The sequence below is a fragment of the Actinokineospora cianjurensis genome, assembly GCF_003663795.1.
Taxonomy (GTDB): Bacteria; Actinomycetota; Actinomycetes; order Mycobacteriales; family Pseudonocardiaceae; genus Actinokineospora; species Actinokineospora terrae.
On sequence record NZ_RCDD01000001.1, the window covers coordinates 3,231,927 to 3,257,584 of the forward strand.

Genomic DNA, 25,658 nt, shown 5'->3' on the forward strand with positions numbered 1-25,658 from the left:
CCGGGAACGTCAGTGAATCGGTCATCTGACCGCACATACATGAGGATCGTTCGGTAGGTCGTACGTAGGGCAGAGTGGGGACGTGGACGTGATCGGCCGCGCGGCGGAGCTGGCAGCGCTGCGGCGCGTGATCGATCGGGACCCCGGCGTCGAACCCAACCTGGTGCTGCACGGCGACCCGGGGGTCGGCAAGACGGTGCTGCTGCGGGCCGGGATCGAGTACGCGACCGCGCGCGGGGTCCGCGTGCTGGGCGGGTCGGGCCACGAGAGCGAGGCGCAGCTGGCGTTCGCGGGCCTGCACCAGCTGTTCGCACCCGTGCTGGCGTACCTCGACCGGGTGGAGCCGTACCACCGCGAGGTGCTGCGCCGCGTGCTCGGGTTCGAGGCGGGCCCGGTGCCCGACCGGCTGGCGATCTCGGTGGCCTCGCTCGCGGTGCTGGCCGAGGTGGCCAAGGACGGTCCGGTGCTGGTCGCGGTCGAGGACGCGCACTGGGTGGACCACCCCACCCGCGAGGTCATGATGTTCATCCTGCTGCGGCTGCGCCCGTACGACCTCAGGGCGATCTTCGCGCGCAGGCCGTTGCTGAGCCGTGAGCGAGTCACCCCCAGCATCCACATGTACGAGGTAAACCCGCTCGCCGATGTTGACGCCATCGAGCTGCTGGCTCGGTCTTACCCTGACTTGCCCGTGCGAGCGCGTGAACAGGTACTTCGCTATGCGGCGGGCAACCCGTTGGCGCTAATCGAGCTGCCCACGGTGCTCGGCACCGATGCCGCTACCGGGCTGGAGATGCTGCCCCCGGGTGCGTCGACCAGGACCAAGCTGGAGTCGACCTTCGCGGGACGGGTGCGCGAGCTCGACACCGACCTGCGCCGGATGCTGCTCCTCACCGCCCTCGACGGCGACCTGCTGGAGAACCGCGCGCACCCGACCTCGCTGGCGCCGCCGCTGCTGGCCGAGCTGGAGCGGGTCGGCCTGGTCACCCACGACTCCACCCCGTCCGGCCTGCGGTTCCGGCACCCGCTGGTCCGCTCGGCGATCATCGACTCGGCCGCGCCCGACGAGCTGCGCGCCGCCAATGCCGAACTCGCCGAGCGGTACCGGGACACCCCGGAACGGCGGGTCTGGCACCTCGCGGAGGCCGCGGTCGAGGCGGACGAGGCCGTCGCCGCCGAGATCGAGCGGACAGCGCTCGCGGCGAGCCTGCGCGGCGGCAGCGGCCTGGCCGTACCCGCGCTGCGTAGGGCTGCCGCGTTGAGCCCAGACACGGCTGACGCTGCCAGGCGGCTGCATCGGGGCGCCGAGCTGGCGGGAGAGTCCGGCCAGTTGCACCTGGCGCAGAAGCTGCTCGACGAGGCCCGCGCCCTGCTCGACGACCCGGCGCACGGCCTGGTCACCCGCGCCAGGATCGCCCTGCTGCGCGACGGTGACCTCTCCGGCGCGCGCAGGTTGCTCGAACACACACCGGTGACCGACCGGGTGCTGCATCTATGGCTGACCATCGCCACTTACACCCAGGACCCGGACGAGTGGGACAGGGTCGGCAAGGCTCTAGCGGCCGTCGAGAACCCCGACGAGTCCACGCTGCTCTTGTACGACGTCCTCTCCGGCGCCCCTGTCGCTGACGCACCCCGACGGCTTCACACCGCGTTCGATCTCTTACCCGTGACCGCGTCTCCTGGCCGGATCGTGGACCTGTGCAGGCTCGCGACCTGGCTGGACGTGCTGCACGACCACCGGACGCGCCTACGTGACCTGATCGACCGGGAAAGCGGCGGGGGAGCGGTCACCCACGTCGCCGCCTGCCACTGGTTCGCCGCCCACGACCACTTCCTGGCAGGCGACTGGGACGCCGCCGAGTCGTCCGCCGAGGCCGGCCTCGACCTGTGCGTGCGGCACGACCTGGAGTTGATCGCGCACGACCTGCGCTGCACGCTGGGCTGGCTCGCCGCGAACAGAGGAGACGTCGACAGCGCCAGGGAGTACAGCAGCACAGTCGAACGATGGGCGTCACCACGAGGCAGTGCGCTGCACTTAGCCCTATCTGCCCGGAACCTCGCCGCTGCGGCATTGGCAGAGGGCGACTACGAGACCGCTTACGCCACTTTGTCCACGGTCGCCGAGCACGCCAGTTACACCCCCTGGCTCTTGTTCGACCTGGTCGAGTCCGCGGTCCGCACCCGCCGAACCGCGACCGCGTACGTCGAAGCCGCCGAACAAGCCCACCTCGCCGACCGCTCCCCCCGCCTCCGCCTCCACGTCTTCGCAGCCAAAGCCCTGAGCACCCCAGACGACAACACCGCGATAGCCCTGTTCCGCGCGGCGCTGGCCCTCCCCCTGGTCGAACAATGGCCCTTCGACCACGCCCGAATCCGCCTGGCCCTAGGCGAAACCCACCGCAGAAACCACCGCCCCGGCGAAGCCCGCCCAGAACTCCGCCGCGCGGCAGAGCTCTTCCGCCGCACCGGCGCCACAACCTGGCAGCGCAGAGCAGAACAAGAACTCCGAGCCACTGGGCTGGCCATCGATGCGCGCCCCACCACCGACACCCTGACTGCCCAACAACTGGAAGTAGCCAACCTCGCCGCTACCGGCCTGACCAACAAGGAAATCGCGGAACGCCTCTATCTCTCTCCGCGCACGGTAAGCGCCCATCTGTACCGCATCTTCCCCAAGCTGGGAATAACTACCCGGTCCGCCCTTCGCGACGCGCTTGCGTCGCTGTGATTTGAAGGGGGTTGTGGGGTTGTCCACAGGGGACTGCTCCGGGTGGCCGGTTCTGTCGGTGTCTGCGGGTAGGCTGTATATCGGGGGCTGCTGTGGGTGGTTTGATCTTGAGCTGAGGGTGTTCCGGCTCTCGTGCTCGCCTGCGGCGTCGATGGTGAACGCCTCGCCTGCGGCATTGGCCGGGGCGCGAGTTTCGAGCCAAGCTCGATGGGGCGAACTTGTTTTGCGCGGGGCCCCTACGACACCCGGGCAGAACCACAAAGCAGGGGCCCAAGAGCAGGCCCTGCCACGGTGAGCGACGCTACGGGCATCGTCCCCCCACACAAAACAAGTCCGCCCCATCGAGCCGGCCTGGCACCAGCGAATCCGAGGAGCGGTGGTCGGCCAACGTTGTAGAGGGGCGTGTTGGGGCCAACGTTGTAGAGGGGCGTGTTGGGGCCAACGTCGTAGAGGGGCGTGTTGGGGCCAACGCCTTAGAGGGGCATGGTTGGGCCAACGTCGCACAGTCTTGACCAGTCTGAGCGGGGCGGCGGGGCGGCGAGGCGGTGGGACAGGGTTGGTGGGTGGGGTACATGCAGTCGTGTGACTGATGCGGGGGCCTGGTGGTTGGCGACAGGCTCTAGGCATGACCAACGCACATGACACCGAGCAGGTTGAGCGGGCCAACGCCTCTGGGTTGACTCCTGTTGTCTTTGTTCACGGGCTCTGGTTGTTGCCCAGTAGTTGGGACCGGTGGGCTGAACTGTTCGAGGCAGCCGGGTACACGGCGGTTACCGCTTCCTGGCCGGATGACCCCGAGACCGTCGCGGAGGCCAACGCGCACCCTGAGGTGTTCGCGAACAAGACCGTGGGGCAGATCGCTGATCACGTTGCCGAGTTGGTTGGGCGGTTGGAGCGCAAGCCCGCGGTTGTCGGGCACTCGTTCGGTGGGCTGATCACGCAGATCCTGGCTGGGCGCGGGTTGTCGGTCGCGTCGGTGGCCATTGACCCGGCGCCGTTTCGGGGGGTGTTGCCGTTGCCGATCTCGGCGTTGCGGGCGGCGGCGCCGGTGTTGCACAACCCGGCGAACCGGCACCGCGCGGTGCCGTTGACCTTCGACCAGTTCCGGTTCGCCTTCGCCAACGCGGTGGACGAGGACGAGGCGAGGCACCTGTTCGAGACCTACGCCGTGCCCGCGCCCGGTGCGCCGCTGTTCCAGGCCGCGACCGCGAACCTCAACCCGTGGACCGAGGTCAAGGTCGACAACGAGAACCCGGAGCGCGGCCCGCTGCTGATCGTGTCCGGTGAGAAGGACAACACCGTGCCGTGGGCGATGGCCAACGCCGAGTACAAGCGGCAGAAGGCCAACGAGGGCGTCACCGAGATCGTCGAGATCCCCGGCCGCGGCCACTCGCTGATCATCGACAGCGGCTGGCGCGACGTCGCCGACACCGCGCTCGAGTTCGTCCGCCGCTTCGCAGCCACCGGGAGCGCCGCGTGAGCACCTTCACCACCGCCGACGGCACCGACCTGTTCTACAAGGACTGGGGCACCGGTCAGCCGGTCGTGTTCAGCCACGGCTGGCCGCTCAACGCCGACGCCTGGGACGGCCAGGCCCGCCTCGTCGCCCAGCACGGGTACCGCGCCGTCGCGCACGACCGCCGGGGTCACGGCCGGTCCGCGCAGACCTGGCACGGCAACGACATGGACACCTACGCCGACGACCTCGCCCAGCTCATCGAGGCGCTCGACCTGCGCGACGCCGTCCTCGTCGGGCACTCCACCGGCGGCGGCGAGGTGGCCCGCTACCTGGGTCGCCACGGCACGGGCCGGGTCGCGAAGGTGGTGCTGCTCGGGGCCGTGCCGCCGCGGATGCTCCGCACGGAGGCCAACCCCGACGGTGTGCCGATCGAGGCGTTCGACGGCATCCGCGCCGGGGTGGCCGCCGACCGGTCGCAGTTCTACTGGGACCTGAGCGCCCCGTTCTACGGCTTCAACCGGGAGGGCGCCGTCGAGTCCGAGGGCGTGCGGCGGGCGTTCTGGCTGTGGAGCCTGCAGGCCGGGCTGCACCAGGCTCACGAGTGCGTGAAGCAGTTCTCCGAGACCGACTTCACCGAGGACCTCACGCGCATCGACGTCCCCACGCTCATCGCCCACGGTGACGACGACCAGATCGTCCCGGTCGACAACGCCGCCAGGAAGTCCGCCCTGCTCGTCCCCGACGCCACCCTCAAGATCTACCCCGGCGCCCCGCACGGCCTGGTCGGCGCCTACGAGCAGGAGTTCAACGCCGACCTCCTCGCCTTCCTCAGCGCGTGACCCCCCTCACCCGAAGGAGCTTCCCGATGCGCCGCCTGCGCACCGCCCTGCTCGTCCTCGCCGCCACCGGCGCCCTGCTCACCACTGCCGCGTCGACCGGCTCCGCGGGGACGGCGACCGAGGAGTCGCACCACCCCAAGCCCACGATCGTCCTGGTACACGGTGCCTTCGCGGACGCGTCGAGCTGGTCGGAGACCGCCACCCGCCTGCAGCGCCAGGGCTACCCGGTGCTCGCCCCCGCGAACCCGCTGCGCGGGCTGACCCAGGACGCGGACTACGTCGCGGCCGTGATCAAGTCCATCCCCGGCCCGGTCGTGCTGGTCGGGCACTCCTACGGCGGCGCCGTGATCAGCACGGCCGCGGCGTCGTTGCCTCAGGTCAAGGCCCTCGTGTACGTGGCAGCGTTCGTCCCGGACACCGGTGAGGTCCTCGGCGAGCTCGCGGGCCGCTTCCCCGGCTCCGAACTGGTCCCCGCCCTCAAGCAGCTCCCCCACCCCGCCGGCGTCGACCTCTACATCGACCCCACCAAGTTCCGCCACGTCTTCACCGCCGACCTCTCCCCGTCGACCTCGGCACTGCTGGCCGCCTCCCAGCGCCCCATCGCCGCCACCCTGTTCGCCGACGCCGCCCCCGCCGCCGCGTGGCGCACCATCCCCTCGTGGGCCGTCATCGCCAAGCAGGACCGCGCGATCTCCCCGGACCTGGAGCGCTTCGAGGCCAAGCGCGCCAACTCGAAGACCATCGAGCTCAACAGCTCCCACGTTCCCATGCTCTCCCACCCGGACGAGGTGACCCGCGTCATCACCACCGCGGCCCGAGCCACCAAGTAGCCCCAAAACCAGGCGCGCCACCCTCCCTCCCCCGGGGTGGCGCGCCTTCCCCGTGACACCGGGTTCGGCGCGCACGACCGCGTGATCGTCGACAAGCTCGGCGGAGCCCTGGGGCGCAACCGCGACCGCGTGTCCAGGTGGGGCAGTCGGGATCGATACCCGTCCGCCCGTTCACGCCGGATGTCCGCTGCTCGACAATGGTTCAACCACTGGCTGAAGTCGCGGTGCGCCAAGGGATCCGGTGGGTTCGCGCCCCCGGACCCCGTTCGCGGGCGTCCGCTCGCAGGCGCGGTGAGGTCGATCACTTGCTCGCCGTGGTACGCGCGTAGGCACTCCTTGCCGGTGGTCGCGCTTGGTCGTTCTCTTCTGAGATCAACCTGTCATGATCGTCGGGAACCCGCTTCGACAACGGAGAAATCGGGGAGTGTCATGCTACGCAAGGGAATCGCGCTCGTCGGCGCGACCATCGCGCTGGTGGCGCCTGCGCCCGCGGCCAAGGCCGCCGGACCGACACCGGTAGTGGTCAGCGTCGTCGCGCACCAGGACGACGACATCCTGTTCATCGATCCGGACCTGCGGAACACGATTCGCGCGGGCCGGGCGGTCACGAACATCTTCGTCACCGCGGGCGAGGCGTGGTTGGCACCGGGCGACCCGGGCGACCTGCCGGACGCGTCGGGCTGCCGAGACCACGAACTCGTCCGCGAGGCATACGCGTACTGCCGCCAACGCGGCGCGATGGCCGCCTGGGCGAACATGGCCGGGGTGGCCGACACCTGGTCCGCCGACCGCGTGACCATCCCCACCACCGCGGGCAACGTCCGGGTGGAGCGCCGAACGCTGGTACCGCGCCCCACCGTGCAGCTCCTGTTCCTCAACCTGCCGGAGAACGCCGACAGCAACCCGGACGTCGCGGGCCCGGACGGGGCCAGTCTCGTGCACCTGTGGCAGAACGACCGCACCGCCATGACGCTGGTGCCGTGGGGCAACACGAACCAGCGCTACACCTATGACCACGCGCGCCTGACGCAGGTGCTCTCCGGGCTGTTCACCCGACTGCGCGCCACGGTGATCCGCACGCAGGACCCCCACCCGGATCCGCGCTACCAGGGCGACCACGACGACCACGTGATGACCGCGCGGTTCGCGACCGAGGCGGCGGAGATCTACAACGCGACGCAGCCATCCGCGCAGCTCTACCACTACCGGGACTACAACATCTCGGACGCGCCGACCAACCTGCCCGGCCCCCTCCGCGCCGACAAGGGCGCCACGTTCTCCGCTTACGCCGCCTGGGACGGCTTCGCGGACCCGACGCCCACGGGCGCCTACCTGTCGTGGACCCAACGGCTCTACCACCGCGACTCGACCGGCACCACCTGGGTCGGGCAGAACAACGACGGCCGTTTGCAGGCGTTCGCGGTCGAGGGCGGCAAGCTGGTCACCTGGTACCAGCGCGCGAGCGGCGCGATCAACCGCGGCGAGGTGCTGCCGACGCCGTGGCCGCTGGTGCCCGGGGTGACGGTGGGCCGCAACGCCGACCGGCGCCTGCAGGTGTTCGCCCGCCGGGCCGACACCAACGAGATCGTGTCGACCTGGCAGACCGCCGTGGACGCGGGCTTCTCGACCACCTGGGTGTCGCTGGGCAACCCGAACGCGGGGTCCGACGACGCGTTCCAGGTGGGTGCCCCGGTGGTCGCGACGGGCTTCGACGGCCTGCTGCGGGTCGCGGTGAAGAACGGCGGCGGCGGGGTCAGCGTCAACACCCAGCAGGCCCCGAGTTCCGGGTTCGGCACCGCCTGGGACGACATCCAGGGCGCGGGTGCCCAGGACCCGGTCGCGGTGCAGGTCGACCGCGAGGGCGGGGTGAACGTGTTCGCCTACGCCATCGAGGACGGCGTCGGCCACATCCGGCACTGGCACGCCCCGTACGACGCGGGCACCCACACGACGGGGGCGTTCACCCAGGAGCCGTACCTGGCGGGCTACGAACCGGCGGGCCCGCCGGTGGCCGTGCACAACAAGGACGGCCGCCTCGACGTCTTCTACCGGCTGGCCACCACCGCGACCGACGACTTCGCGGGTCTTGTCGGTCACACCTGGCAACACCCGGACAACACCTGGAGCGCGGTCGGCGAGCAGATCGGCGGTCACGGCGGCGTCGGCGAGGTCGCCGCTGCCGACGCCCCGGGCGGTTGGTCGGACTCGACGCCGATCGCCGACTCCCGCATCCTGGTGTTCAGCACCAACGGGACCGGCGGCCTGAGCACCACCCGCCAGTCCGACCCCGACGGCGGCTACCCGGGAGCCTGGACCGACCTCGGTGCCGTGCACGTGGGACAGCCCGCGGCCGGGGTGGACCGGCAGGGCTGCGTGTTCTCCTTCGCCCTGACCGACTCCGGCTCCCTCACGGTCCGCAACCAGACGACGTGCTCGGGCGGCCAGCCGCTGTCCCGGGTCCGTGAGATCGCGGGCCCCTGACCCGGACGGGTGAACGACGGCTCGCTGCCCCCGGCATGGCCGGGGGCGGCGAGCGCCAACTTCCTCAGCCCAGCACAACCGCTCCGCACCCGATCACCACTTCATCGCGCACCCGTTCGAACCAGACCCTCAGGTCGCAGGCCACGCGGCCGATGTGGGGCTGGAGCGGTGACGAGACGAAGGGTCGGCTGATGGCTGCAGGGCGGCGGGGCGGTGTGCTGGGCAGGTTCAAGGACCTCCCGGTGACGGTGAAGATCTTCAGTGCGGTGGCGGTGGTCCTCGTGGCCTTCGCCGCCGTGGTGGGGTTGAGCCTGACGGGGACTGGGCAGCTGACTGATGGGGCGCGGGCGGTGTACGACCGCGGGGTGCACGCCACCCAGACCTTGGCGAAGGTGCGGGCCGACATCCTGACCGACCGCAACTTCATGTTGAACTACTACATGTCGGACGCCGAGTGGCGGCCGAAGAACAAGCAGGCGATGTCCGCGCTGGACGCCGAGATCGAGGCGACTTTCACCTCTTACGCCACCGAGACCGCCGATTCGGCCACTCTCACCGCGCTGCGCACCACCTGGAAGAGCTACCTGACCGTCCGTGACCAGGAGATCCTGCCTGCCGCCGACACCAACAACCTGAACGCCTTCTGGGACGGCTACAACAAGTCCGAGGAACTGACCACCACGCTCGACAAGCAGCTCGACACCCTGACCACCGCGCAGGCCAACGCCGCTGCCCAGGCCGCCGCTGATGTCGCCGACACCGGTGACCGGACCAACGCGTGGATCCTGAGCGGCGCGGGCATCGGCCTGGTGCTGGGTCTGCTGCTGGCGTGGCTGGTGGCCCGTGCGGTCACCGTGCCGCTGCGGCGGGTCACCGCGGTGCTGGAGGCCGTCGGCGACGGCGACCTGACCCGCCGGGCCGACGTGTCCAGCCGCGACGAGGTCGGGCAGATGGCGTCGGCGCTGAACCGGGCGACCGACAGCATGCTCGACACCGTGCGGACCATCGGGTCCAACGCCGCGGCGCTGACCGGGTCCTCCCGGGACATGGCCACCGCCGGTGACATCCTCGCCAGGGGTGCCGCGCAGACCGCCGACCGCGCCGGTGCCGTCCGCCAGGCCGCGCAGGACGTCTCGCTGCACGTCCAGACGCTGGCCACGGCCTCGGAGGAGATGGGCGCGTCGATCCGCGAGATCGCCTCGAACGCCTCCGACGCGGCCAGGGTCGCCTCGGACGCGGTGGCCTCCGCGCAGGAGACCACCGAGATCGTCGGCAAGCTGGGCGAGTCCTCGACCGAGATCGGCAACATCGTCAAGGTCATCACCAGCATCGCCGAGCAGACCAACCTGCTGGCCCTCAACGCCACCATCGAGGCGGCTCGTGCGGGCGACGCGGGCAAGGGCTTCGCCGTGGTCGCCAGCGAGGTCAAGGACTTGGCGCAGGAGACGGCGCGGGCCACCGAGAACATCGCCACCCGGGTGCAGACCATCCAGGGCGAGACCTCGTCCGCGGTCGGCGCGATCGAGCGGATCTCGCAGATCATCCACCGGATCAGCGACTACCAGACCACCATCGCCTCCGCGGTGGAGGAGCAGACCGCCACCACCAGCGAGATGAGCCGCAGCGTCTCCGAGGCGGCCGCCGGTGCCGACGCGATCGCCCAGACCGTCACCGACGTCGCCGAGGCCGCGTCCTCGACCAGCGACACGGTGAGCGCCTCGCGCGAGACCGCCGACTCCCTGGCCACCATGGCGGGTGAGCTCAACAACGTGGTCACCCGCTTCCGCGTCTGACCGGTACTAGAGCCGATGGCCGGTGTCCCCGCGCGGGGACACCGGCCATTCGCGTGTTCACCCACTGTGAGCGAGGTTTCCCGATCTCGCTCCGAGGTACGCCTGGGATATGACTGCGATCATCGACCGGCCGGGTGCGCGGCACCGTGTTGTTGTCGTCGGCGCGGGGTTCGGGGGCCTGAACGCCGCCCGGGGTCTGCGTCGCGCGGACACGGAAGTCGTTGTCGTCGACCGGGTCAACCACCACCTGTTCCAGCCCTTGCTCTACCAGGTGGCCACCGCGATCCTGCCCCCTGGCGACATCGCCCCCGCGCTGCGCGAGGTGCTGGGCGAGGACTACAGGGTCATCCTCGGTGAGGCTACCGACGTAGACGTGGGGAACCACATCGTCGACGTCATCCAAGCCGATGGCTCTATCCGCAAGCTCGGCTACGACTCGCTGGTCGTCGCGGTAGGCAGCACGGACAGCTACTTCGGCAACGACGGTTGGCGCCAGTGGGCGCCACCGATGAAGACCCTCGACGACGCCGTGAACCTACGGGGACGCATCTTGCGTGCGTTCGAGCGCGCGGCCATAGCAACCGACGAGACCACCCGCCGCCGCGAGATGACGTTCGCGATCGTCGGTGCTGGCCCTACCGGCGTCGAGCTGGCGGGTCAGATCGCTGCCATGAGGCGACGCACCCTGCGCGGCCAGTACCCCGAACTGAACCTGGACGATGTCCGCGTTGTCCTACTCGACGCTCTCGACACCGTCTTGCCCCCTTACACCGAGACCCTTCGCGACCACACCGAACGCAAGCTGCGCGAGCTAGGCGTAGACGTAAGGCTGGGTAAGAAGGTCGAGGACGTCGATGACCAAGGGATTGTCTATGCCTCAACGGGTGGAGGCCCTACCGAACGACTGGACGCCGCCACCGTCGTGTGGGCGGCAGGCGTCCGCGCAGCGCCTCTCACCGGAAAGCTCGCCGCGTCGGCAGGCGTGGAAACGGACAAGAAGGGGCGCCTGGTAGTCCAAGAGGACTGCACGGTCCCCGGCCACCCCGAGATCTTCGTCATCGGCGACACCGCCAACCACAATGACCTGCCTGGCGTCGCGGAAACGGCTCTCCAGCAGGGCAAGTACGTCGCCAAGGCCATCCGCGCCAGGCTCACCGGGGACAAGATCACGCCGTTCCGCTACCTGGACCTCGGCACCATGGCCACCATCTCCGCCGGTGACGCTGTCGCTGACGTTCGCGGCCTGTACCTACGAGGTCTGATCGGCAAGGTGGCCTGGGCTGTCGTCCACCTGGCCTTCCTCGTCGGTTGGCGCAACCGGGCTGCTGTACTCGCGGGCTGGGCTTGGACCGTAGGCACCGGGCGACGCACCCAACGCGTCATCCTGGAGCCAGTGGCGAGCTAGTCCCATGAGGCGCAGCGACGAAGAGGGCGCCACCCGCGTGGGTGGCGCCCTCTTGGCTTGTCAGCGGGACGGTGGTGCTTGTCCGTACGGCGGGATCTGGCCGTAGGGATGCTGGGGCGGCGCCGGCATCGGGCCAGGACCACCCATCTGACCGCCGTAAGGGCCTGCCTGGGGCGGCATCGCCGGGTACGAGCCGGTCTGGTGCATGCCCGGTTGGCCCATCTGCTGCTGGTTCATACCCGCCTGGTTCATACCCGGCTGGTTCATGGCTTGCTGGTTCATACCCTCGGCGCTCCACGCGGGAGCCCCCGCGTGCGCCGGTTCGCGGACCATCGGGTGGGCTTCCATGTGCTCGCGCATCCTCGGGATCTCGTGCTCCGCGCGGTCCAGCCAGCCCTCCCAGCGCCGCTGCATGGGCTTGACCAGGCCGCCGCCGACGCCGACGATCGCGATGCCGCCCGCGGTGGCCAGCACGGTGATGAGCACCGGCGTGGTCACCGTCGTGGCGATCCCGACCTGGTTGAGGGCCGCGATGATGCCCAGCGCCACGATGAACACCGACGCCGCGGTGGCCAGCGTCTTGCCGTAGGACAGCCCGCCGAGCACGGCGGTGATGAAGTCGCGGACGCCGCGGGCGATGGCCGCCGCCACGACCACGATGAGCAGCGCGACCGCCGCCTTGGGCAGCCAGGCCACGACGTCGCTCAGCAGCGCCGAGACCGGGTTGGACCCCCACACGCCGAACGCGACCTGCAGCGTGACCAGCATGATCGCGTAGAACACCAGTTTGGCGATGATGGCCGTGGCCTCGAACCGCGACCTCGCCAGCAGCTGCCGGATCCCGCCGCGTTCGACGACCCGCTCGAACCCGATCCTGGCCAGCACCTTGCCGACGACGGTGGCGGCGAACCTCGCCACCAGGTACCCGATGCCGAGGACGAGCGCGAACCCGACCAGTCTCGGCACGAACGTGATGACCATCCGCCAGGCGTCGGAGAACCCCGCTCCGATGTCGACGGCGGCCAGTTGTGACACGGCCATCCGCTCCTCCTTGCACTCGGGGCACGTACTGCGCGGTCGTGGACACCGCGAAGCCCCGATGATGACCCGACCCGCCCACCAGCGCTCGCTGACCAGCCACTATCGGGTGACGGCGGCAGCGCAGGGTGACCCGGGCCGACCTCAGGTGTCCCCGGCCCGCGGTTGTACCCGGCGATCCGCGGGTAGATCCCGGGCATGGCCCAAGTGCGCACCGAAGTCCCCACCGCGGCGGCCCACGTCTGGAACGTGATCGCCGACGGCTGGATCTACGCCACCTGGGTCGTCGGCGCGCTTCTAGTTCCGCGCAACCGAGAGACGTTGAGCAGACTCTCCGACCTGGCCGCGAAGCCCTGACTCCTTATCGAGGTCGCCACATGAGAAGTGCCCAGCCCCCTCTAGCCCTCGTCACCGGCGCTACCTCCGACATCGGCCGGGAACTCGCTCGCCAGTTCGCGGTGCGCGACTTCCACGTCGCCCTAGTCGCAAACGACCCCACCGTTCACGCTTTCGCCGCCGACCTCAATGCCCCGGCCGACGCTTTCCAGCTAGACCTAGCCGTCCCGGACAATGTTGACGCTCTCGTTGCGCGCATAGGCGTACCTGCCGCCGTGGCCATCAACGCCACGACTCATGAACATCAGTTGGCAGTAACCGACTCCACGGTCCGCGCGACCGTCCACCTGACCGAACGCTTGCTCCCGGCGATGATCGACCGCGCCTACGGCCGTCTGTTGTTCACCTCGTCAGGTACCGCCAACCAGCCGGTCCACAAGGCCGCAAGGGCATTCGTCAGCACCTACGCGGCGGCCCTGCGCGAAGAACTCCGGGGCACCGGACTGACGGTGACGGCTCTAGGCCCGGAGTCACACCCTGCCCGCCTCTACCAAGACCTCATGGCAGGACGAGCCGAGGTCGCCCCGGAGACCCCGCTCAGCAAGATCGCCGCTCAGCTCAAGCCCGACCGGCTCGTCCCCGCGGCCCTGCGGATCGTCGCCAACGCCCGCTCGGTGCTCGTCACCCGGGCGGGTGGAGGGCTCGGTGGAGACCACGCATGACGGGTCGGTAGGCGGGGCCGTACCAGGAGTTGCTCGCCAGGGCCGCCCTCGCCGCGTTCGCCCCGGGGGCACCGTGGACGCCGCCGCCGGGATGCGCCGAGGCACTGGCCAGGAACAGGCGCTCGACGACCGTGTCGGCCCTGGCCAGGCCGGGCGACGGCCGGAAGACGAGCTGCTGGTGGATCCCCGCGGTCCCGGAGTTGATGGCTCCGCCGACCAGGCTCGGGTTGCCGCGCTGGAGGTCGGCGGGTCCGGAGACCACCCGCCCCAGGACCAGGTCGCGGAAGCCGGGCGCGTGCCGCTCGATGATCTCCTCGACCCCGTCCGCCCACTCGGCCAGCCGCTCGACCGGCCAGTGCCCGCCGCGGGGAACGTGGCTGTAGAGCCAGGCCGACTCCGTGCCCGCGGGGGAGCGGCTCGGGTCGGTCGTGGTCATCTGGCCGAGCAGCAGGAACGGGGTGGTCGGGATCCGACCACTGCCGAGATCGGCGTCGACCCGCACCAGGCCATCCGCGTCGACTCCCAAGTGGACGGTCCCGGCCGCGGCGGCCTCGGCGGAACGCCAGGGGATCGGGCCGGACAGCGCCCAGTCGAGCTTGATCGTGGCGTCGTCCCAGTCGAAGCGCGCGATGTCCGACAGCAGCGACGTGGGGACAACGGCCTCGTCGAGCAGGTCGCGGAACAGCACAGGCGCGGGGACATCCGCCAGCACGGCTTTCGCGGCCCGTACATGGTCTCCACCCGCGATAACCCCCACGGCTTTCCCTTGCGCTACCAACACCCGGCTCACCGGTCGCGAACACTCGATCCGACCGCCAAGTGACTCCAGCCGCCGCACCAGCGCATCGGTAAGTGACCCTGCCCCGCCCTCTGGCGCCGGGAACCCCACGTCTTGACCCAACATCGCGAGCAACCAGCCGAACACCGCGCTACCGGCCTGGTTCGGGCCTAGGTCGGTGTGCATCGCGTTGCCCTCCAAGAGGATCCGCGCGCCCTCCCCGGCAAACCGCTCTTCCCCGTACCGCCGCGCGGGCATCGTCGCAGCACGCGCGGCCCGCAGCGCGTCGCCCACTCCTAGAGTCGTCAATAGACCCAACCCAGCCCGAACCGGGGGGAACGGGCGGAGCAAGGCGCGCAACACATCGTCTCGTACATCGAGATATCGGGCGTACTCGGCTCGCCACGCCGCCGCATCCCCCGCGGCGAACGAACCGACGGACTCCGCGGTCCGCTCGACATCGCGCGAGAGCAACACCGCACGGTCGTCCGGGAACACGTGGGCCAGAACGCCAGGCGCGTGACACCACCTCAACCCAAACCGCTCAAGGCCCAGGTTGGCTATAGCCGGTGACGCTGCGGCAAGAGGGTGGAACGCGCTGTAGAGGTCGTGACGGAACCCCGGCATCGTCAACTCTGCGGTCCGCACGGCCCCACCTGGCGTCGCGGCTGCCTCTAGCACCAAGACCGACCATCCGGCGTCAGCCAGGACGTTGGCCGCGACCAGCCCATTGGGCCCGCTGCCGATGACTACCGCGTCCGGCACCATCAACGCCTCCGCACCAGGCCGGGATAGGCCGCGCTCGCACAGTGATCCACTCCAGTGTCCATGGTGGAGGTTTCACCACCGCGACACCAGGCGAAACCTACTGCTGCGCGCGCCACTCCTCCTGCCAACCGTGGTGGGCGTCATAAGCGGTCGCGAGCAGGCGCAACGTGTCCTCGTCTGCCACAGCGATCTCCGCGCGCAGCAACGGTGCCTTCTCCTCGAACGGCACCGGCGCTCCGGCGGCCGCGACCGGCGCCAGCAGCAACCCGGTGCCGTCGTCGGTGCGCAGCACGTGCAGCCGCCCCAGCCGTTCCGCTTCCTCCAAGAGGGGAACGCCGCCCGAGGCGGCCCTGCGCTCGTCTTCGGCGAGCCGGTCGGCGAGGAACGCGCGCAGCGCGTCGAGGTCCATGGCGACCGACTACCCGGTAGCGGTACCCGTCACACGACGGGGTTAGGCTTCTCACGTTCCCGAGCCGAGGTTGAGCCACCAGCCCGCTCACCGGCCACCGCGCGGTTCGGACATCCAGGCGGACAGCCATCGTCACCCACGCGGCCCGAACGCGAACACCCTTCCGCCCTCGGCGCTAAGCTCCGCCGGTCGGCTCGACTTGGAGGCAGGATGACGATCGACACGGGGCGCACGGACAACCTCGCGGACCTGCTGCGGACCAACGCCGCGGCACTGTCGGCGCGGTGGGTCGAGATCGCCGCCGCCACGCTCAGGGGTCGGTTGACCACCGCGGAGCTGGAGCGCGAGCTGGGTGAGCTCTACGGCGCACTGCTCGCCGGGGTGGACACCGGCAGCCGCGACGCCCTCGCCGAGCCGTACGCCGAGCTGCGGGCACTGCTGACGGACATGTCCCGCCGCCGCGCCAGGTCCGGGTTCTCGCCGTCGGAGACCGCGGTCGCCGTCTACGCGCTCAAGCAGGCCGTGTTCGAGCTGGTCGACCACGTCGAGGTGCAGGGCGGGCTGCGCGAGGTCGTGGCGTTCTCCCTGCTGCTCGACGCGCTCGGGCTGCAGACCTTCGAGAGCTACGCCAAGGCCCGCGAGGAGGTCATCGACGAGCAGGCCGAGCAGCTGCTCGAGCTGACCACGCCGGTGGTCAAGCTGTGGGACGGGGTGCTCGCGGTCCCGCTGGTCGGCACCCTGGACTCCGCGCGCACCCAGGTCGTGATGGAGAAGCTGCTCGAGGCGCTGGTCACCACCGGTGCCGCGCACGCCATCATCGACATCACCGGTGTGCTCGCCGTCGACACCCAGGTCGCCCAGCACCTGCTCAAGACCGTGATGGCGGCCAGGCTGATGGGCGCGGAGTGCACCATCTCCGGCATCCGCCCGCACATCGCGCAGACCATCGTCGCGCTGGGCATCGAGTTCGGCGACATCACCACCAAGTCCTCCCTGGCCGACGCCCTGCGGCACGCCCTGCGCCGCTCCGGGGTCGAGTTCACCGCAACCGACCGGCGCCGGTGAGCGCGGTGGAACGCATCCCGATCCTCAAGATCGGCGACGTCCTGCTCGCCTCCATCCAGGTCGACCTGCAGGACCGCGACGTGCTCGCGCTGCAGGAGGACCTGGCCGAGAAGATCACCGCGACCGGCGCGCACGGGGTGGTCCTGGACATCTCGGCCGTCGACATCGTCGACTCGTTCATCGGCAGGATGTTCGCCACCATCGCCGCCACCTCCCGGCTGTTCGACGCGCACACCGTCGTGGTCGGCATGCGGCCCGCGGTGGCCATCACGCTGGTGGAGCTCGGCCTCACCCTCGGTGAGGTGCGCACCGCGCTCGACCTGGAGAAGGGCCTGGCCATCCTCGCGGAACTGGGCGAGCGAGCACCGCGGTGACCGCGGCGCGGGAGGACATCCCCATCGCCGCGGACGAGGACGTCGTGCGGGTGCGCCAGATCGTGCGGTCCTTCGCGCAGCGGGCGAAGCTGTCCCTCGTGGACCAGACGAAGCTGGTGACGGCGACCAGCGAACTCGCGCGCAACACCCTGACCTACGGTGGCGGCGGGGCGGCCACCGTCGAACTGCTCGGCGAGGGCAGGCGGCAGGGGGTGCGGGCCAGCTTCCAGGACTCCGGCCCCGGCATCCCCGACACCGCCCTCGCCCTGACCGACGGCTGGACCAGCGGCCGCGGCATGGGCCTGGGGCTCAGCGGCGCGCGCAGGCTCGTCGACGAGTTCGACCTCGACACCGAGGTGGGCCGCGGTACGACGGTCACCGTGGTCAAGTGGTCGCGGTGAGTGGCAGACCGCCCACCGACCACCTGCCCACCGCCGAGGACGTCGGCTGGCTGCCCGTCGACGAGCTCAGCGCCGTCGGCGCCGCCAGGCGCGCGGCGACCGGTCTCGCCGAGCGGCTGGCGTTCGCGCCGACCAGGGTCGCCGAGGTCGCGCTCGCGGTGACCGAGCTGGCGACCAACCTCGCCAAGCACGCCGAGCAGGGTGTGTTGCTGCTGCGGGTCCTGCGCACGGCGGACCGGGCCGAGGTGGAGGTCGCCTCGATCGACCGCGGACCGGGGATGTCCGATCCCACACTGGCCTTCCAGGACGGTCACTCGACCACCGGCACCCTGGGGATCGGCCTCGGCGCCATCTCGCGCCTGTCGGACGCCTACGCGATCCGTTCCTCGGTGGGGAGGGGCACGATCCTCACCGCGCGATTCGGACCTGAGCAGAGCCGCCGCCCCGCGCCAGTGGGCTTCGACGCCGCCGTGGGTGTCACGCGGCCGATGGGCGGCGAGGAGACCTGCGGAGATGCGTACGCCATCCGCAGGCAGGACAACCGGCTGCTGTTGATGCTGTGCGACGGCTCCGGCCACGGACCACTCGCGGCCCTGGCGTCACAAGCAGCGGTACGGACGTTCCTGGACATCGACTGGACCACGCCAGAAGACGCCGTCCGCCTACTGCACGGTGGGATGAGTGGGACTAGAGGCGGCGCGGTCGCTGTCGCGGACTTAGACCCATCAGCCGGCGTGGTGCGCTACGCGGGTGTGGGCAACATCGCGGGCACAGTGGTGACCGAGCGCAAACGCGGCATGGTGTCCCTACCGGGCATCGCGGGCTACCAAGCGCGGACCATCCGGCGGTTCGACTACGAACTTCCCGATGACGCGGTGGTGGTCCTGCACTCCGACGGGCTCACCGAGCGCTGGACGGTGGACCCGCTCGACCGCTGGAGCGCGGCCCCCCTGGTGATCGCCCTGGACCTGCTCCGCGAGGCGGGCGGTCGTCGCGATGACGCCTCCGTGGTGGTGGCCAGAGCGGGCAGCCGATGAGTGCCGTCGAGCTGCTGGCGCTCACGCTCGCCGGTGAGCAAGGAGTGTTCTTGCTCCGGCAGCGCGGCCGGGAGGTGGCGCGCGCGATCGGCCTCGACACGCAAGACCAGATCCGGATCGCGACCGCGCTCAGCGACCTCGGCAGGCTGCTGCTCGTCGGTCAGGCCCCTCTGACGGTGGCCTTCGAGCTCCGCCAGGACCCGGTGGCGTCGCTGGTGGTGCAGCTCGGCACGGGGTTGTCGAGCGCCCCGGCGTCCGAGCCGGGGTGGTCCACCGCGGAACGCCTGCTCGACGAGGTGACCGTCGAGCAGCGGTGGGGCAAGGTCCACGTCACGGTGCGCAAGGCGTTGCCGACGACCACGGCGTTCCCGGACGCGGTCGCGGGGGAGCGGCTGCGCGGTGAACTGGCGGGCCTCCAGCCGGGCAACGCGTCCGACGAGCTGCGCGCCCAGAACGAGGATTTGCTGCAGACGCTCGACAGCCTGGAACGAAAGCAAGAGGAACTGCTGCAACTCAACGCGGAACTGGAAGAGACCAACCGCGGTGTTGTCGCCCTCTATGCGGAACTGACCGAGGAGCTCGACGACACCAACCGCGGCGTTGTGGCCCTCTATGCCGAGTTGGACGAGAAGACCAACGAGCTCAAGAGGTCCAGCGAGGCGAAGAACCGGTTCTGGTCCAACGTCAGCCACGAGGTCCGAACGCCGGTCAACTCGATCGTCGGCCTCGCCCGGCTGCTGCTCGGACCAGGCGCCGATCCCCTCACCGACGACCAGCGCAGGCAGTTGGAGCTGATCGGCACCTCGGGCAGCGGCCTGCTCGCCCTGGTCAACGACCTGCTGGACGTGGCGAAGGCGGAGTCGGGCCGGTTGGCGCCCCGGGTGTCCGAGGTGGACATGCGGCTGCTGTTCGCGCACCTGCGCGACAGCTTCGCGCCCGACACCCGCGACGGCGCGGTCCGGCTGGTGCTCGACGACCTGCCCGACGCGACCGCCCCGCGCACCGACGACACGCTGCTGCTGCACATCCTGCGCAACCTGGTGTCCAACGGGCTCAAGTTCACCGAACGCGGCGAGGTGCGGGTCACCGCCGCCGCTGACGGCGACCACTGGGTGTTCACCGTCGCCGACACCGGGATCGGCATCCCGGCCGACCACCTGGACAAGGTCTTCGAGGAGTTCCACCAAGTGCCCAACCCGCTGCAGGCGCGCGCCGCGGGCACCGGGCTCGGCCTGCCCTACGCGCGTAGTGTCGCGGAGGTGCTCGGCGGGTCACTCGATCTGCGGAGTACGCCTGGTCAGGGCACGATTGTCACCGTGCGACTCCCCGTTCTCGCGGCCGAGGCCCCGGCCAGGCCCCGGTCGGTCCTGCTGGTCACCGCGGACGACACCCTCCGCGCTCGGTTGAGCACCGCGATGGACCCGCTCGTCGACGCCGTCCGGCAGACCGCCGACGGCGCGGGGGCGGTGCTGATGGCCGCCGCCGAGCCGCCCGGGCTGCTGGTGCTCGACCTGGCCGCCCCGCACGCCGAGGACTGCCTGGACGGGCTGCGCCGGGACCCGAGGCTGGCGGGCACCCCGGTGCTCGCCGTGCAGTCGGCCGAGCACCGCGACCGGGAGAGCGGCCTGGTGGTGCTGCGCACCTCGCAGTTGACCACCGAGTCGATCCGCGACGGCATCCGCCGCGCGCTGGCCGCCGCCGAGGAGCCGGGGCCGTGACCGCCGGGTTCGACGACGACCGGCCCGCGCGCATCCTGGTCGTCGACGACACCGAGGCCAGCCGGTACGTCACCGGCGGCTGGCTGCGCCGGGGCGGCCACCAGATCATCGAGGCCGACACCGGGGCGGGCGCGCTCGCCGCGCTGCGGGCGGCCGAGGTGGACCTGGTCATCCTGGACGTGAACCTGCCGGACATGAGCGGGTTCGAGGTCTGCGAGGCGATCAAGAGCGATCCGGCGACCGCCGCGCTGCCGGTGGTGCACGTGTCCGCGAGCCACATCGAGGCCAGCGACCGCGCCGCCGGGCTCACCAGGGGCGCGGACGCCTACCTGAGCGAGCCGGTCGACCCGGGCGAGTTGCAGGCGACGGTGAAGGCCGCGCTGCGGTACTACCGGGCCAGGATCGCGGCCGAGCGCCTCGCCGCCAGGTTGAGCCTGCTGACCGCTGCCAGCCTGGAGATCAACGCGGCCCGCACGTTCCCGGCGTTGGTGACCGCTGCCGTGAAGGGCGCTTCCGCAGTGCTCGACAGCGCCGCCACGGTCCTGCTCAGGCTGCGCGACGGGGCAGAACTGTGGGGGAGCAGCGAGGGCGCGGGCAGCCCGGTGACCGTGTCGAACACGCGGTTGCTTGACGGTCTCGCCGATGAGGTCTTGCCGGAGCGCATTACCTCCGCGCTGCGAACCTTGCCGGATGGCGCTAACTGCGCCGTGTTGGCGCGCACCAGGTCTGACCATCCGGTCACCTGCGTCGCCTTGCCCACGCAGGCCGTAGTGGCGCAAGAGGAGCGCGACCTTTTGGTCCAGATAGGACTAACGACAGCCGTTGCCGCTGAAGGGCTGCGCGCGTTCACCGACGAACATGACATCGCTCTCGCGTTGCAGCGGAGCCTGTTGCCGAGCGGCCTACCGCGCTCGGCTGGCGTAACCATGGCCGCGCGCTATGTTCCTGCCTCTACCGTCGCCCAGGTCGGTGGTGACTTCTACGAGGTCGCCGAACTGGGCGACCGCCTGCTCGTCGCCATCGGGGACGTGACCGGGCACTCCATCGAGGCGGCCAGCGTCATGGGCGAGGTCCGCCACGCCCTGCGCGCCTACGCCATCGAGGGCCACCCGCCCGACCTGATCGTCGAACTCCTCAACGCCATGCTCCGCCGGTTCCACCCCGAGGGCCTCACGACGCTCTGCGTCCTGCTGCTCGATCCGGTGGCGGGCAAGGCAACCATCGCGAACGCGGGTCACATCCCGCCGCTCATCGTGGACTCGTCGAGTGCGCGCTACCTGCGCTTGCCGGGGGCGTTGCTCGGGGTCAAGACACCGCGCCCGGCAGCGACCACGGTGGACATCCCCTCGGGTACCACCGTCGTCCTGATGACCGATGGGCTCATCGAGCGCCGTACGTCCGCCCTGGACGCGGACATGGAGCACCTGCGCGCGTCGATGCGGGCCGACGAGGACCCCGAGTCGATCTGCGAGAGGCTGCTGGGCACCTACGGCCAGAACAAGGACGACGACATCGCCCTCTTGGTCCTACGCAAAGACTGACTGCTCCTGATGGCAGCGGCCGGTTGCGCTATCCGGTGCAAGCGGTGAGTACCGGGTCGATCACGTTTCAACTAACGGCCGCTGACGCCCACGCGAGCGGCTGTCGTTGCTCGTAACGCTTCCGTTGGTATTAAGGGGAAATCGGCCGCGTTGGGCCGTACGGGTGGTGGGGTCGGTGACCGCTAACGGATCTTGCGGTCCGTAGTTGCCGTTGGGCATGATCCGAAGCGTTGAGCACCCGCGCCCACACGGGAAAGCCCGGCCTGAGCCCGGTGCCCACCCGCGAGGTCGGCTGCCCGCGGGGCGGTGGAACCTCCGACCCCCGGCGGGCGCGGCGTGCTCCGCACACGTCGAGGTCCGCGGGTTCCCCGGGTGCGCCGGGTCGGCTGTGGCCTCCCGCGCGAGAGGCGTAGGACATGGGCCTTGGCCCCAGATCAGCTGTCATGACAGGCGTCACGGCTGTCGCGCTCGTGTTCACCCCGCTCGGCGCGGCAGCCCAGACGGGTGTCACGGCCGACGACACGGCCGCGGGCTGGCTCGCCCGGCAACTGGTCGACGGCGACCACGTCGAGAGCGCCCCGGCGACCCCCGACTTCGACGGCACCGCGGACGTGGTCCTCGCCCTTGACGCCGCCGGGGTCGCCTCCGACGCCGCGACCAAGGCGGCCGCATTCCTCGCCGAGCCGGACACCGTGCTCGAGTACGTCGGGGACGGCGCGGCCGAGTCCTACGCCGGGCCGCTGGCCAAGCTGGCCCTCGTCGCCGAGTCGCGCGGGCTGGACCCGAAGTCGTTCGGCGAGGTCGACCTGGTCACCGCGCTCGGCGCGCTGCAGGCCCCGTCCGGCCGGTTCGTCGACGCCTCCGCCCAGCCCGACCAGTCCGACGGCCTCAGCCAGGCGCTGGCCGTGCTCGCCCTGGAGCGCGCCGGTGGGGCACCGGTGAAGGCTGTCGACTTCCTGGTCGCGAGCGTGTGCCAGGACGGCGGTTTCCCCGCCGCCCTCGACACCCCGTGCGTGTCGGATGTGGACGCCACGGCGGTCGCGATCCAGGCGCTGGTCGCGGTCGGGCGCACCGACGCCGCCACCGCCGCGGTGACCTGGCTGGTCGGCAAGCAGTCCGCCGCGGGCGGGTTCAAGACGAACCTCCCCGACGCCGCGGACAACGCGGGTTCGACCGGTCTTGCAGCGCAGGCGTTGCGCGTGGGCGGTAAGACCGCCGAGGCCGACAAGGCCGTCGCGTTCCTGACCGGCCTCCAGCAAGGGTGCACGGCCGCTGAGGCTGTGCGCGGTGCCATCTTCTCCTCGCAGGGACAGGCCACTGGCGCCGTCAGTGCTACCAGCCTGGCCATTCCGGGCATCGTCGGCATCAGCTACGCCAAGGTGAGCGCGGTAGGCGCAAGCAACGCATTGCCCATCGTGGACTGCACGACGCCTACGACCTCCAGCACCACGGCCGCGATCAACCCGATCGTCAACCCTGGTGGCAACAACGGCGTCTCACCTGCGCCGCAGGGCGGTAAGGCACCGGCTCTTGCCGCTACCGGGATCTACCGCCCGTCGGTTGCCTGGTTGGGCGTAGTCCTGCTCCTGAGCGGTACGGCTCTCGTCGCACTGACCCGCCGCCGGGCATCTACCCGCTAGAACGCGTGGTGAGAGCACCGATTCCCGGTGCTCTCACCGTCCTCTTAGTCGCCCGAGACCAATTCGGTGTATTGCTTCCTTGGCTCGATACTTGAGCCTTCCACCGCCGTGCGCTCATGCTGTGGGGACACCCCGCCGACTGACCCCCAGCCGACCGACCCCTGGAGTGCGCACTGTGACCATGGCCGCGCCGACCACCGACGACGGCGAGGACCTGTCGGCCGAGCTGGCCGCCGCCCTGCGCGCCGGACCGTTCGACCGCGCGCTCGACCTGGCCATCCGCCGCCGCGGCCTGAGCCTCGAGGCGGTCCAGCGCCGCGTCGCGCTGCGCGGCGCCACGGTCAGCCAGGCGACCCTCAGCTACTGGCGCCGCGGCGGTCGCCGCCCGGACGGCGACCGCTCGCTGCGCGCCGTGCGCGCCCTGGAGGACAGCCTCGGCCTGCCGCGCACCGCCCTGGAGCGCCTGATCAGCCCGACCCGCCACCGGGTCGCCGAGGACACCGCGGCGGGCCTGGCCAGCGCGCTCGACCTCACCACCGCCGCGATCGAGTCCTGCGACGGCATCGACCTCGCTGGCAACACCCGGCTGGCCCTGATGTCGCTGCACCAGCACGTCCACATCGGCGCCGACCGCACCGAGCAGCGGGTCCGCACCGAGGTCGTCGCCACCGCCAGGGTCAACGGCGTCGACCGCTGGGTCTGCTTCTTCCACCCTCAGGACGGCGACGGCCACCACCCCACGCTCCGCACCACCGAGTGCTGTAGCCCCGCGCGGGTCCGCACAGACCCGGAGAGCGAGCTTCTCGCTGTCGAACTCCGTTTCGACTACCCGCTCCGCGCGGGTGACACCTACGTCTACGCCTACGAGATCGGCTATGACGGCCCTCCGCCACCGACTGACTACGCGCAGTACGGTCTGCGGACCCCGGCCCGTCAACTCCTGATCCAGGTCTCGTTCGACCGCGAGCAGCCACCGGTCCGGTGCTACCGCTACTACAAGAGCCCGTCGGGCCTTAGCTCCAACGACACCGAACTCCCTCTAGGCCCGAGCATGACCACCCACATCGCTGTGCCGGACGCGCCGCCCGGTGTTCACGGCATCCGCTGGGAATGGGACTGACCGGTCGCGGGCCGAGGCCCGCGACCGGTGACAGCTAGCGGACCGGCGCCTTGCGCGCGATGGCCGCCTTCATGATGTCGAGCCCGATCAGGTTGAACTGCCTGCCCAGACTCCGCATCAGCGAGTTGTCCGTCGGCCGGTAGACACCGCGCTTGTAGTAGTACCCGCCCTGGTAGGTGCCGATGACGCCACCGTCGGGCGATGCCTTGCCGATGTAGGAGTACCACTTGACCTTGTAGCGGGTCATCGTCGCGCTCGGGTAGATGGACACGTTGGCCTCGCGGGGCTCGGAGCCCGTGTAGAGGTCGTTCGGGTAGTCGTACTCGTCGGCGAGCCCGCCGATGGAGTGGCCCAACTCGTGCGCCACGATCTGCCCGGACTGCGCGTTGCCACCGGAGGAGGTCGCGACCCCACCGCCCGCGCCGCCGTACTTCGTGCTGTTGGCCACCGCGAGCACCTGGTCGGCGCCGGGGGCCAGCGCCGCGTACTGCTTGGCCTTGGTCTCGTTGACGCACAGCAGGCGCTCCATGTCACCGCACCAGAAGTACATGTCCAGCGCGGTGCTGCGGCTCACCCCCTTGCTCGGGTCGTTGTCCACACCGGACTGCGCGGACACCACGTTGACCTGCCACACGTTGAACGAGCTCTTCATCGACTTGAACGGCTCGACCTGGGTCAGCTCGTTCCACCGGTTGAGCACGTGCTGGTGGTAGGTCGTCAGCTGGGCCGAGGTGTAGCCGTCGCCGACGAACACGAGGTCGAACTTCGAGCTCGACGGGCCCGCTTGCTGGATGGTGACCACGTCGGCACTGACCGCGGCGAGCGGGGCGGCAGTGGCAACGGGCGCGGGGACGCGCGCCCGGCTGATCTTGCCGTCGGGGGAGAAGACCTCCTTGACGACGGAGGCCGCCGCGGGGGCGACCGGTGGTGCCGCGATGGCAGCGGGCTGGACCGCGGCCACGACAGCGGCTGCGACGCCCGCCGCTGCTACAGCGGCTAACAGGGACTTCTTAGGCATAGATGCTCCGTTCAGGCAGGGAACCACGCAGGGGGACGGGTGCGCAGAGCCCGCCAACCATCGCCTGTACGCCGAGCACTCGGGTAATCACACATTGCATAACCGGTATTTATGGGTTGGATGTGATCTGTTGAACGGCGCCAACCGGCCGACCTAGG

21 protein-coding genes are annotated in these 25,658 nt (G+C 70.4%); 17 read left to right on the plus strand and 4 right to left on the minus strand.

The features are described from left to right. Positions 1-82 precede the first annotated feature (82 nt). The 7 genes from CLV68_RS14515 to CLV68_RS14545 all read left to right on the plus strand — a co-directional run bounded on the left by CLV68_RS14515 (position 83) and on the right by CLV68_RS14545 (position 11,535). Positions 83-2,728 carry an AAA family ATPase gene (locus CLV68_RS14515; RefSeq protein ID WP_121390817.1) on the plus strand — a complete coding sequence of 882 codons (2,646 nt, stop codon included), beginning with the start codon at positions 83-85 and terminating at the stop codon, positions 2,726-2,728. A gap of 625 nt (positions 2,729-3,353) precedes the next feature. Further along, positions 3,354-4,208, plus strand: coding sequence for an alpha/beta hydrolase (locus CLV68_RS14520; RefSeq protein WP_121390818.1), 855 nt, complete (start codon positions 3,354-3,356; stop codon positions 4,206-4,208). Further along, positions 4,205-5,026 carry an alpha/beta fold hydrolase gene (locus CLV68_RS14525; RefSeq protein ID WP_121390819.1) on the plus strand — a complete coding sequence of 274 codons (822 nt, stop codon included), beginning with the start codon at positions 4,205-4,207 and terminating at the stop codon, positions 5,024-5,026. The genes CLV68_RS14520 and CLV68_RS14525 overlap by 4 nt, the downstream gene beginning before the upstream one ends. A 26-nt stretch (positions 5,027-5,052) precedes the next feature. Then, entirely contained in the window at positions 5,053-5,856 is an 804-nt protein-coding gene (locus CLV68_RS14530) for an alpha/beta fold hydrolase (RefSeq protein ID WP_121390820.1), read from the plus strand. Between the two features lie 429 nt (positions 5,857-6,285). Beyond that, complete coding sequence (locus CLV68_RS14535) at positions 6,286-8,337, plus strand: DUF8189 domain-containing protein (protein ID WP_121390821.1); 2,052 nt, start codon at positions 6,286-6,288, stop codon at positions 8,335-8,337. A 191-nt stretch (positions 8,338-8,528) separates the two neighbouring features. Continuing rightward, complete coding sequence (locus tag CLV68_RS14540; RefSeq protein WP_121391203.1) at positions 8,529-10,130, plus strand: methyl-accepting chemotaxis protein; 1,602 nt, start codon at positions 8,529-8,531, stop codon at positions 10,128-10,130. A gap of 109 nt (positions 10,131-10,239) precedes the next feature. After that, complete coding sequence (locus CLV68_RS14545) at positions 10,240-11,535, plus strand: NAD(P)/FAD-dependent oxidoreductase (protein WP_121390822.1); 1,296 nt, start codon at positions 10,240-10,242, stop codon at positions 11,533-11,535. 60 nt (positions 11,536-11,595) lie between these two features. Here CLV68_RS14545 and CLV68_RS14550 read toward each other — a convergent pair whose 3' ends face one another. Further along, complete coding sequence (locus CLV68_RS14550; protein ID WP_121390823.1) at positions 11,596-12,576, minus strand: mechanosensitive ion channel family protein; 981 nt, start codon at positions 12,574-12,576, stop codon at positions 11,596-11,598. 195 nt (positions 12,577-12,771) lie between these two features. Between CLV68_RS14550 and CLV68_RS33905 the strand changes: the two genes are divergently transcribed. Continuing rightward, entirely contained in the window at positions 12,772-12,930 is a 159-nt protein-coding gene (locus tag CLV68_RS33905) for a hypothetical protein (RefSeq protein WP_170224299.1), read from the plus strand. A gap of 20 nt (positions 12,931-12,950) precedes the next feature. Continuing rightward, positions 12,951-13,631, plus strand: coding sequence for an SDR family NAD(P)-dependent oxidoreductase (locus CLV68_RS14555; protein ID WP_121390824.1), 681 nt, complete (start codon positions 12,951-12,953; stop codon positions 13,629-13,631). Here CLV68_RS14555 and CLV68_RS14560 read toward each other — a convergent pair. Both CLV68_RS14560 and CLV68_RS14565 read right to left on the minus strand, forming a co-directional pair. After that, positions 13,591-15,177, minus strand: coding sequence for a phytoene desaturase family protein (locus CLV68_RS14560; RefSeq protein WP_121390825.1), 1,587 nt, complete (start codon positions 15,175-15,177; stop codon positions 13,591-13,593). The genes CLV68_RS14555 and CLV68_RS14560 overlap by 41 nt on opposite strands. A 97-nt stretch (positions 15,178-15,274) precedes the next feature. Continuing rightward, positions 15,275-15,586, minus strand: a complete 312-nt coding sequence (locus tag CLV68_RS14565; protein WP_121390826.1) for a DUF6221 family protein — start codon at positions 15,584-15,586, stop codon at positions 15,275-15,277. A gap of 210 nt (positions 15,587-15,796) precedes the next feature. Here CLV68_RS14565 and CLV68_RS14570 point away from each other — a divergent pair, with 210 nt between their 5' ends. The 8 genes from CLV68_RS14570 to CLV68_RS14605 all read left to right on the plus strand — a co-directional run bounded on the left by CLV68_RS14570 (position 15,797) and on the right by CLV68_RS14605 (position 24,482). Further along, positions 15,797-16,651 (plus strand): STAS domain-containing protein, encoded by an 855-nt coding sequence (locus tag CLV68_RS14570; RefSeq protein ID WP_121390827.1) that lies wholly within the window; start codon positions 15,797-15,799, stop codon positions 16,649-16,651. 5 nt (positions 16,652-16,656) lie between these two features. Then, on the plus strand, positions 16,657-17,025 hold the full coding sequence (locus CLV68_RS14575; protein WP_092786992.1) for an STAS domain-containing protein: 369 nt from the start codon (positions 16,657-16,659) through the stop codon (positions 17,023-17,025). Continuing rightward, complete coding sequence (locus CLV68_RS14580; protein WP_121390828.1) at positions 17,022-17,426, plus strand: anti-sigma regulatory factor; 405 nt, start codon at positions 17,022-17,024, stop codon at positions 17,424-17,426. The genes CLV68_RS14575 and CLV68_RS14580 overlap by 4 nt, the downstream gene beginning before the upstream one ends. Beyond that, positions 17,423-18,463 carry an ATP-binding SpoIIE family protein phosphatase gene (locus CLV68_RS14585; RefSeq protein ID WP_121391204.1) on the plus strand — a complete coding sequence of 347 codons (1,041 nt, stop codon included), beginning with the start codon at positions 17,423-17,425 and terminating at the stop codon, positions 18,461-18,463. The genes CLV68_RS14580 and CLV68_RS14585 overlap by 4 nt, the downstream gene beginning before the upstream one ends. Then, positions 18,460-20,181 carry an ATP-binding protein gene (locus CLV68_RS14590; protein ID WP_121390829.1) on the plus strand — a complete coding sequence of 574 codons (1,722 nt, stop codon included), beginning with the start codon at positions 18,460-18,462 and terminating at the stop codon, positions 20,179-20,181. The genes CLV68_RS14585 and CLV68_RS14590 overlap by 4 nt, the downstream gene beginning before the upstream one ends. Then, positions 20,178-21,722 (plus strand): SpoIIE family protein phosphatase, encoded by a 1,545-nt coding sequence (locus tag CLV68_RS14595; RefSeq protein WP_121390830.1) that lies wholly within the window; start codon positions 20,178-20,180, stop codon positions 21,720-21,722. The genes CLV68_RS14590 and CLV68_RS14595 overlap by 4 nt, the downstream gene beginning before the upstream one ends. A gap of 443 nt (positions 21,723-22,165) precedes the next feature. Continuing rightward, a complete protein-coding gene (locus CLV68_RS14600; RefSeq protein ID WP_121390831.1) occupies positions 22,166-23,362 on the plus strand; it encodes a prenyltransferase/squalene oxidase repeat-containing protein in 1,197 nt (398 codons plus the stop codon). 175 nt (positions 23,363-23,537) lie between these two features. After that, positions 23,538-24,482, plus strand: coding sequence for a helix-turn-helix domain-containing protein (locus CLV68_RS14605; protein WP_170224300.1), 945 nt, complete (start codon positions 23,538-23,540; stop codon positions 24,480-24,482). Between the two features lie 34 nt (positions 24,483-24,516). On the opposite strand, the gene CLV68_RS14610 is transcribed toward CLV68_RS14605, so the two are convergent. Continuing rightward, a complete protein-coding gene (locus CLV68_RS14610) occupies positions 24,517-25,500 on the minus strand; it encodes a M64 family metallopeptidase (protein WP_170224301.1) in 984 nt (327 codons plus the stop codon). Positions 25,501-25,658: the final 158 nt, after the last annotated feature.

Bases quoted from the DNA above. Each gene is read 5' to 3' on its own strand.
- CLV68_RS14520 (WP_121390818.1), top strand. From the start codon at position 3,354: ATGACCAACGCACATGACACCGAGCAGGTTGAGCGGGCCAACGCCTCT.
- CLV68_RS14530 (WP_121390820.1), top strand. From the start codon at position 5,053: ATGCGCCGCCTGCGCACCGCCCTGCTCGTCCTCGCCGCCACCGGCGCC.
- CLV68_RS14535 (WP_121390821.1), top strand. From the start codon at position 6,286: ATGCTACGCAAGGGAATCGCGCTCGTCGGCGCGACCATCGCGCTGGTG.
- CLV68_RS14540 (WP_121391203.1), top strand. From the start codon at position 8,529: ATGGCTGCAGGGCGGCGGGGCGGTGTGCTGGGCAGGTTCAAGGACCTC.
- CLV68_RS14545 (WP_121390822.1), top strand. From the start codon at position 10,240: ATGACTGCGATCATCGACCGGCCGGGTGCGCGGCACCGTGTTGTTGTC.
- CLV68_RS14550 (WP_121390823.1), bottom strand. From the start codon at position 12,576: ATGGCCGTGTCACAACTGGCCGCCGTCGACATCGGAGCGGGGTTCTCC.
- CLV68_RS33905 (WP_170224299.1), top strand. From the start codon at position 12,772: ATGGCCCAAGTGCGCACCGAAGTCCCCACCGCGGCGGCCCACGTCTGG.
- CLV68_RS14555 (WP_121390824.1), top strand. From the start codon at position 12,951: ATGAGAAGTGCCCAGCCCCCTCTAGCCCTCGTCACCGGCGCTACCTCC.
- CLV68_RS14560 (WP_121390825.1), bottom strand. From the start codon at position 15,177: ATGGTGCCGGACGCGGTAGTCATCGGCAGCGGGCCCAATGGGCTGGTC.
- CLV68_RS14565 (WP_121390826.1), bottom strand. From the start codon at position 15,586: ATGGACCTCGACGCGCTGCGCGCGTTCCTCGCCGACCGGCTCGCCGAA.
- CLV68_RS14570 (WP_121390827.1), top strand. From the start codon at position 15,797: ATGACGATCGACACGGGGCGCACGGACAACCTCGCGGACCTGCTGCGG.
- CLV68_RS14590 (WP_121390829.1), top strand. From the start codon at position 18,460: ATGAGTGCCGTCGAGCTGCTGGCGCTCACGCTCGCCGGTGAGCAAGGA.
- CLV68_RS14600 (WP_121390831.1), top strand. From the start codon at position 22,166: ATGACAGGCGTCACGGCTGTCGCGCTCGTGTTCACCCCGCTCGGCGCG.
- CLV68_RS14610 (WP_170224301.1), bottom strand. From the start codon at position 25,500: ATGCCTAAGAAGTCCCTGTTAGCCGCTGTAGCAGCGGCGGGCGTCGCA.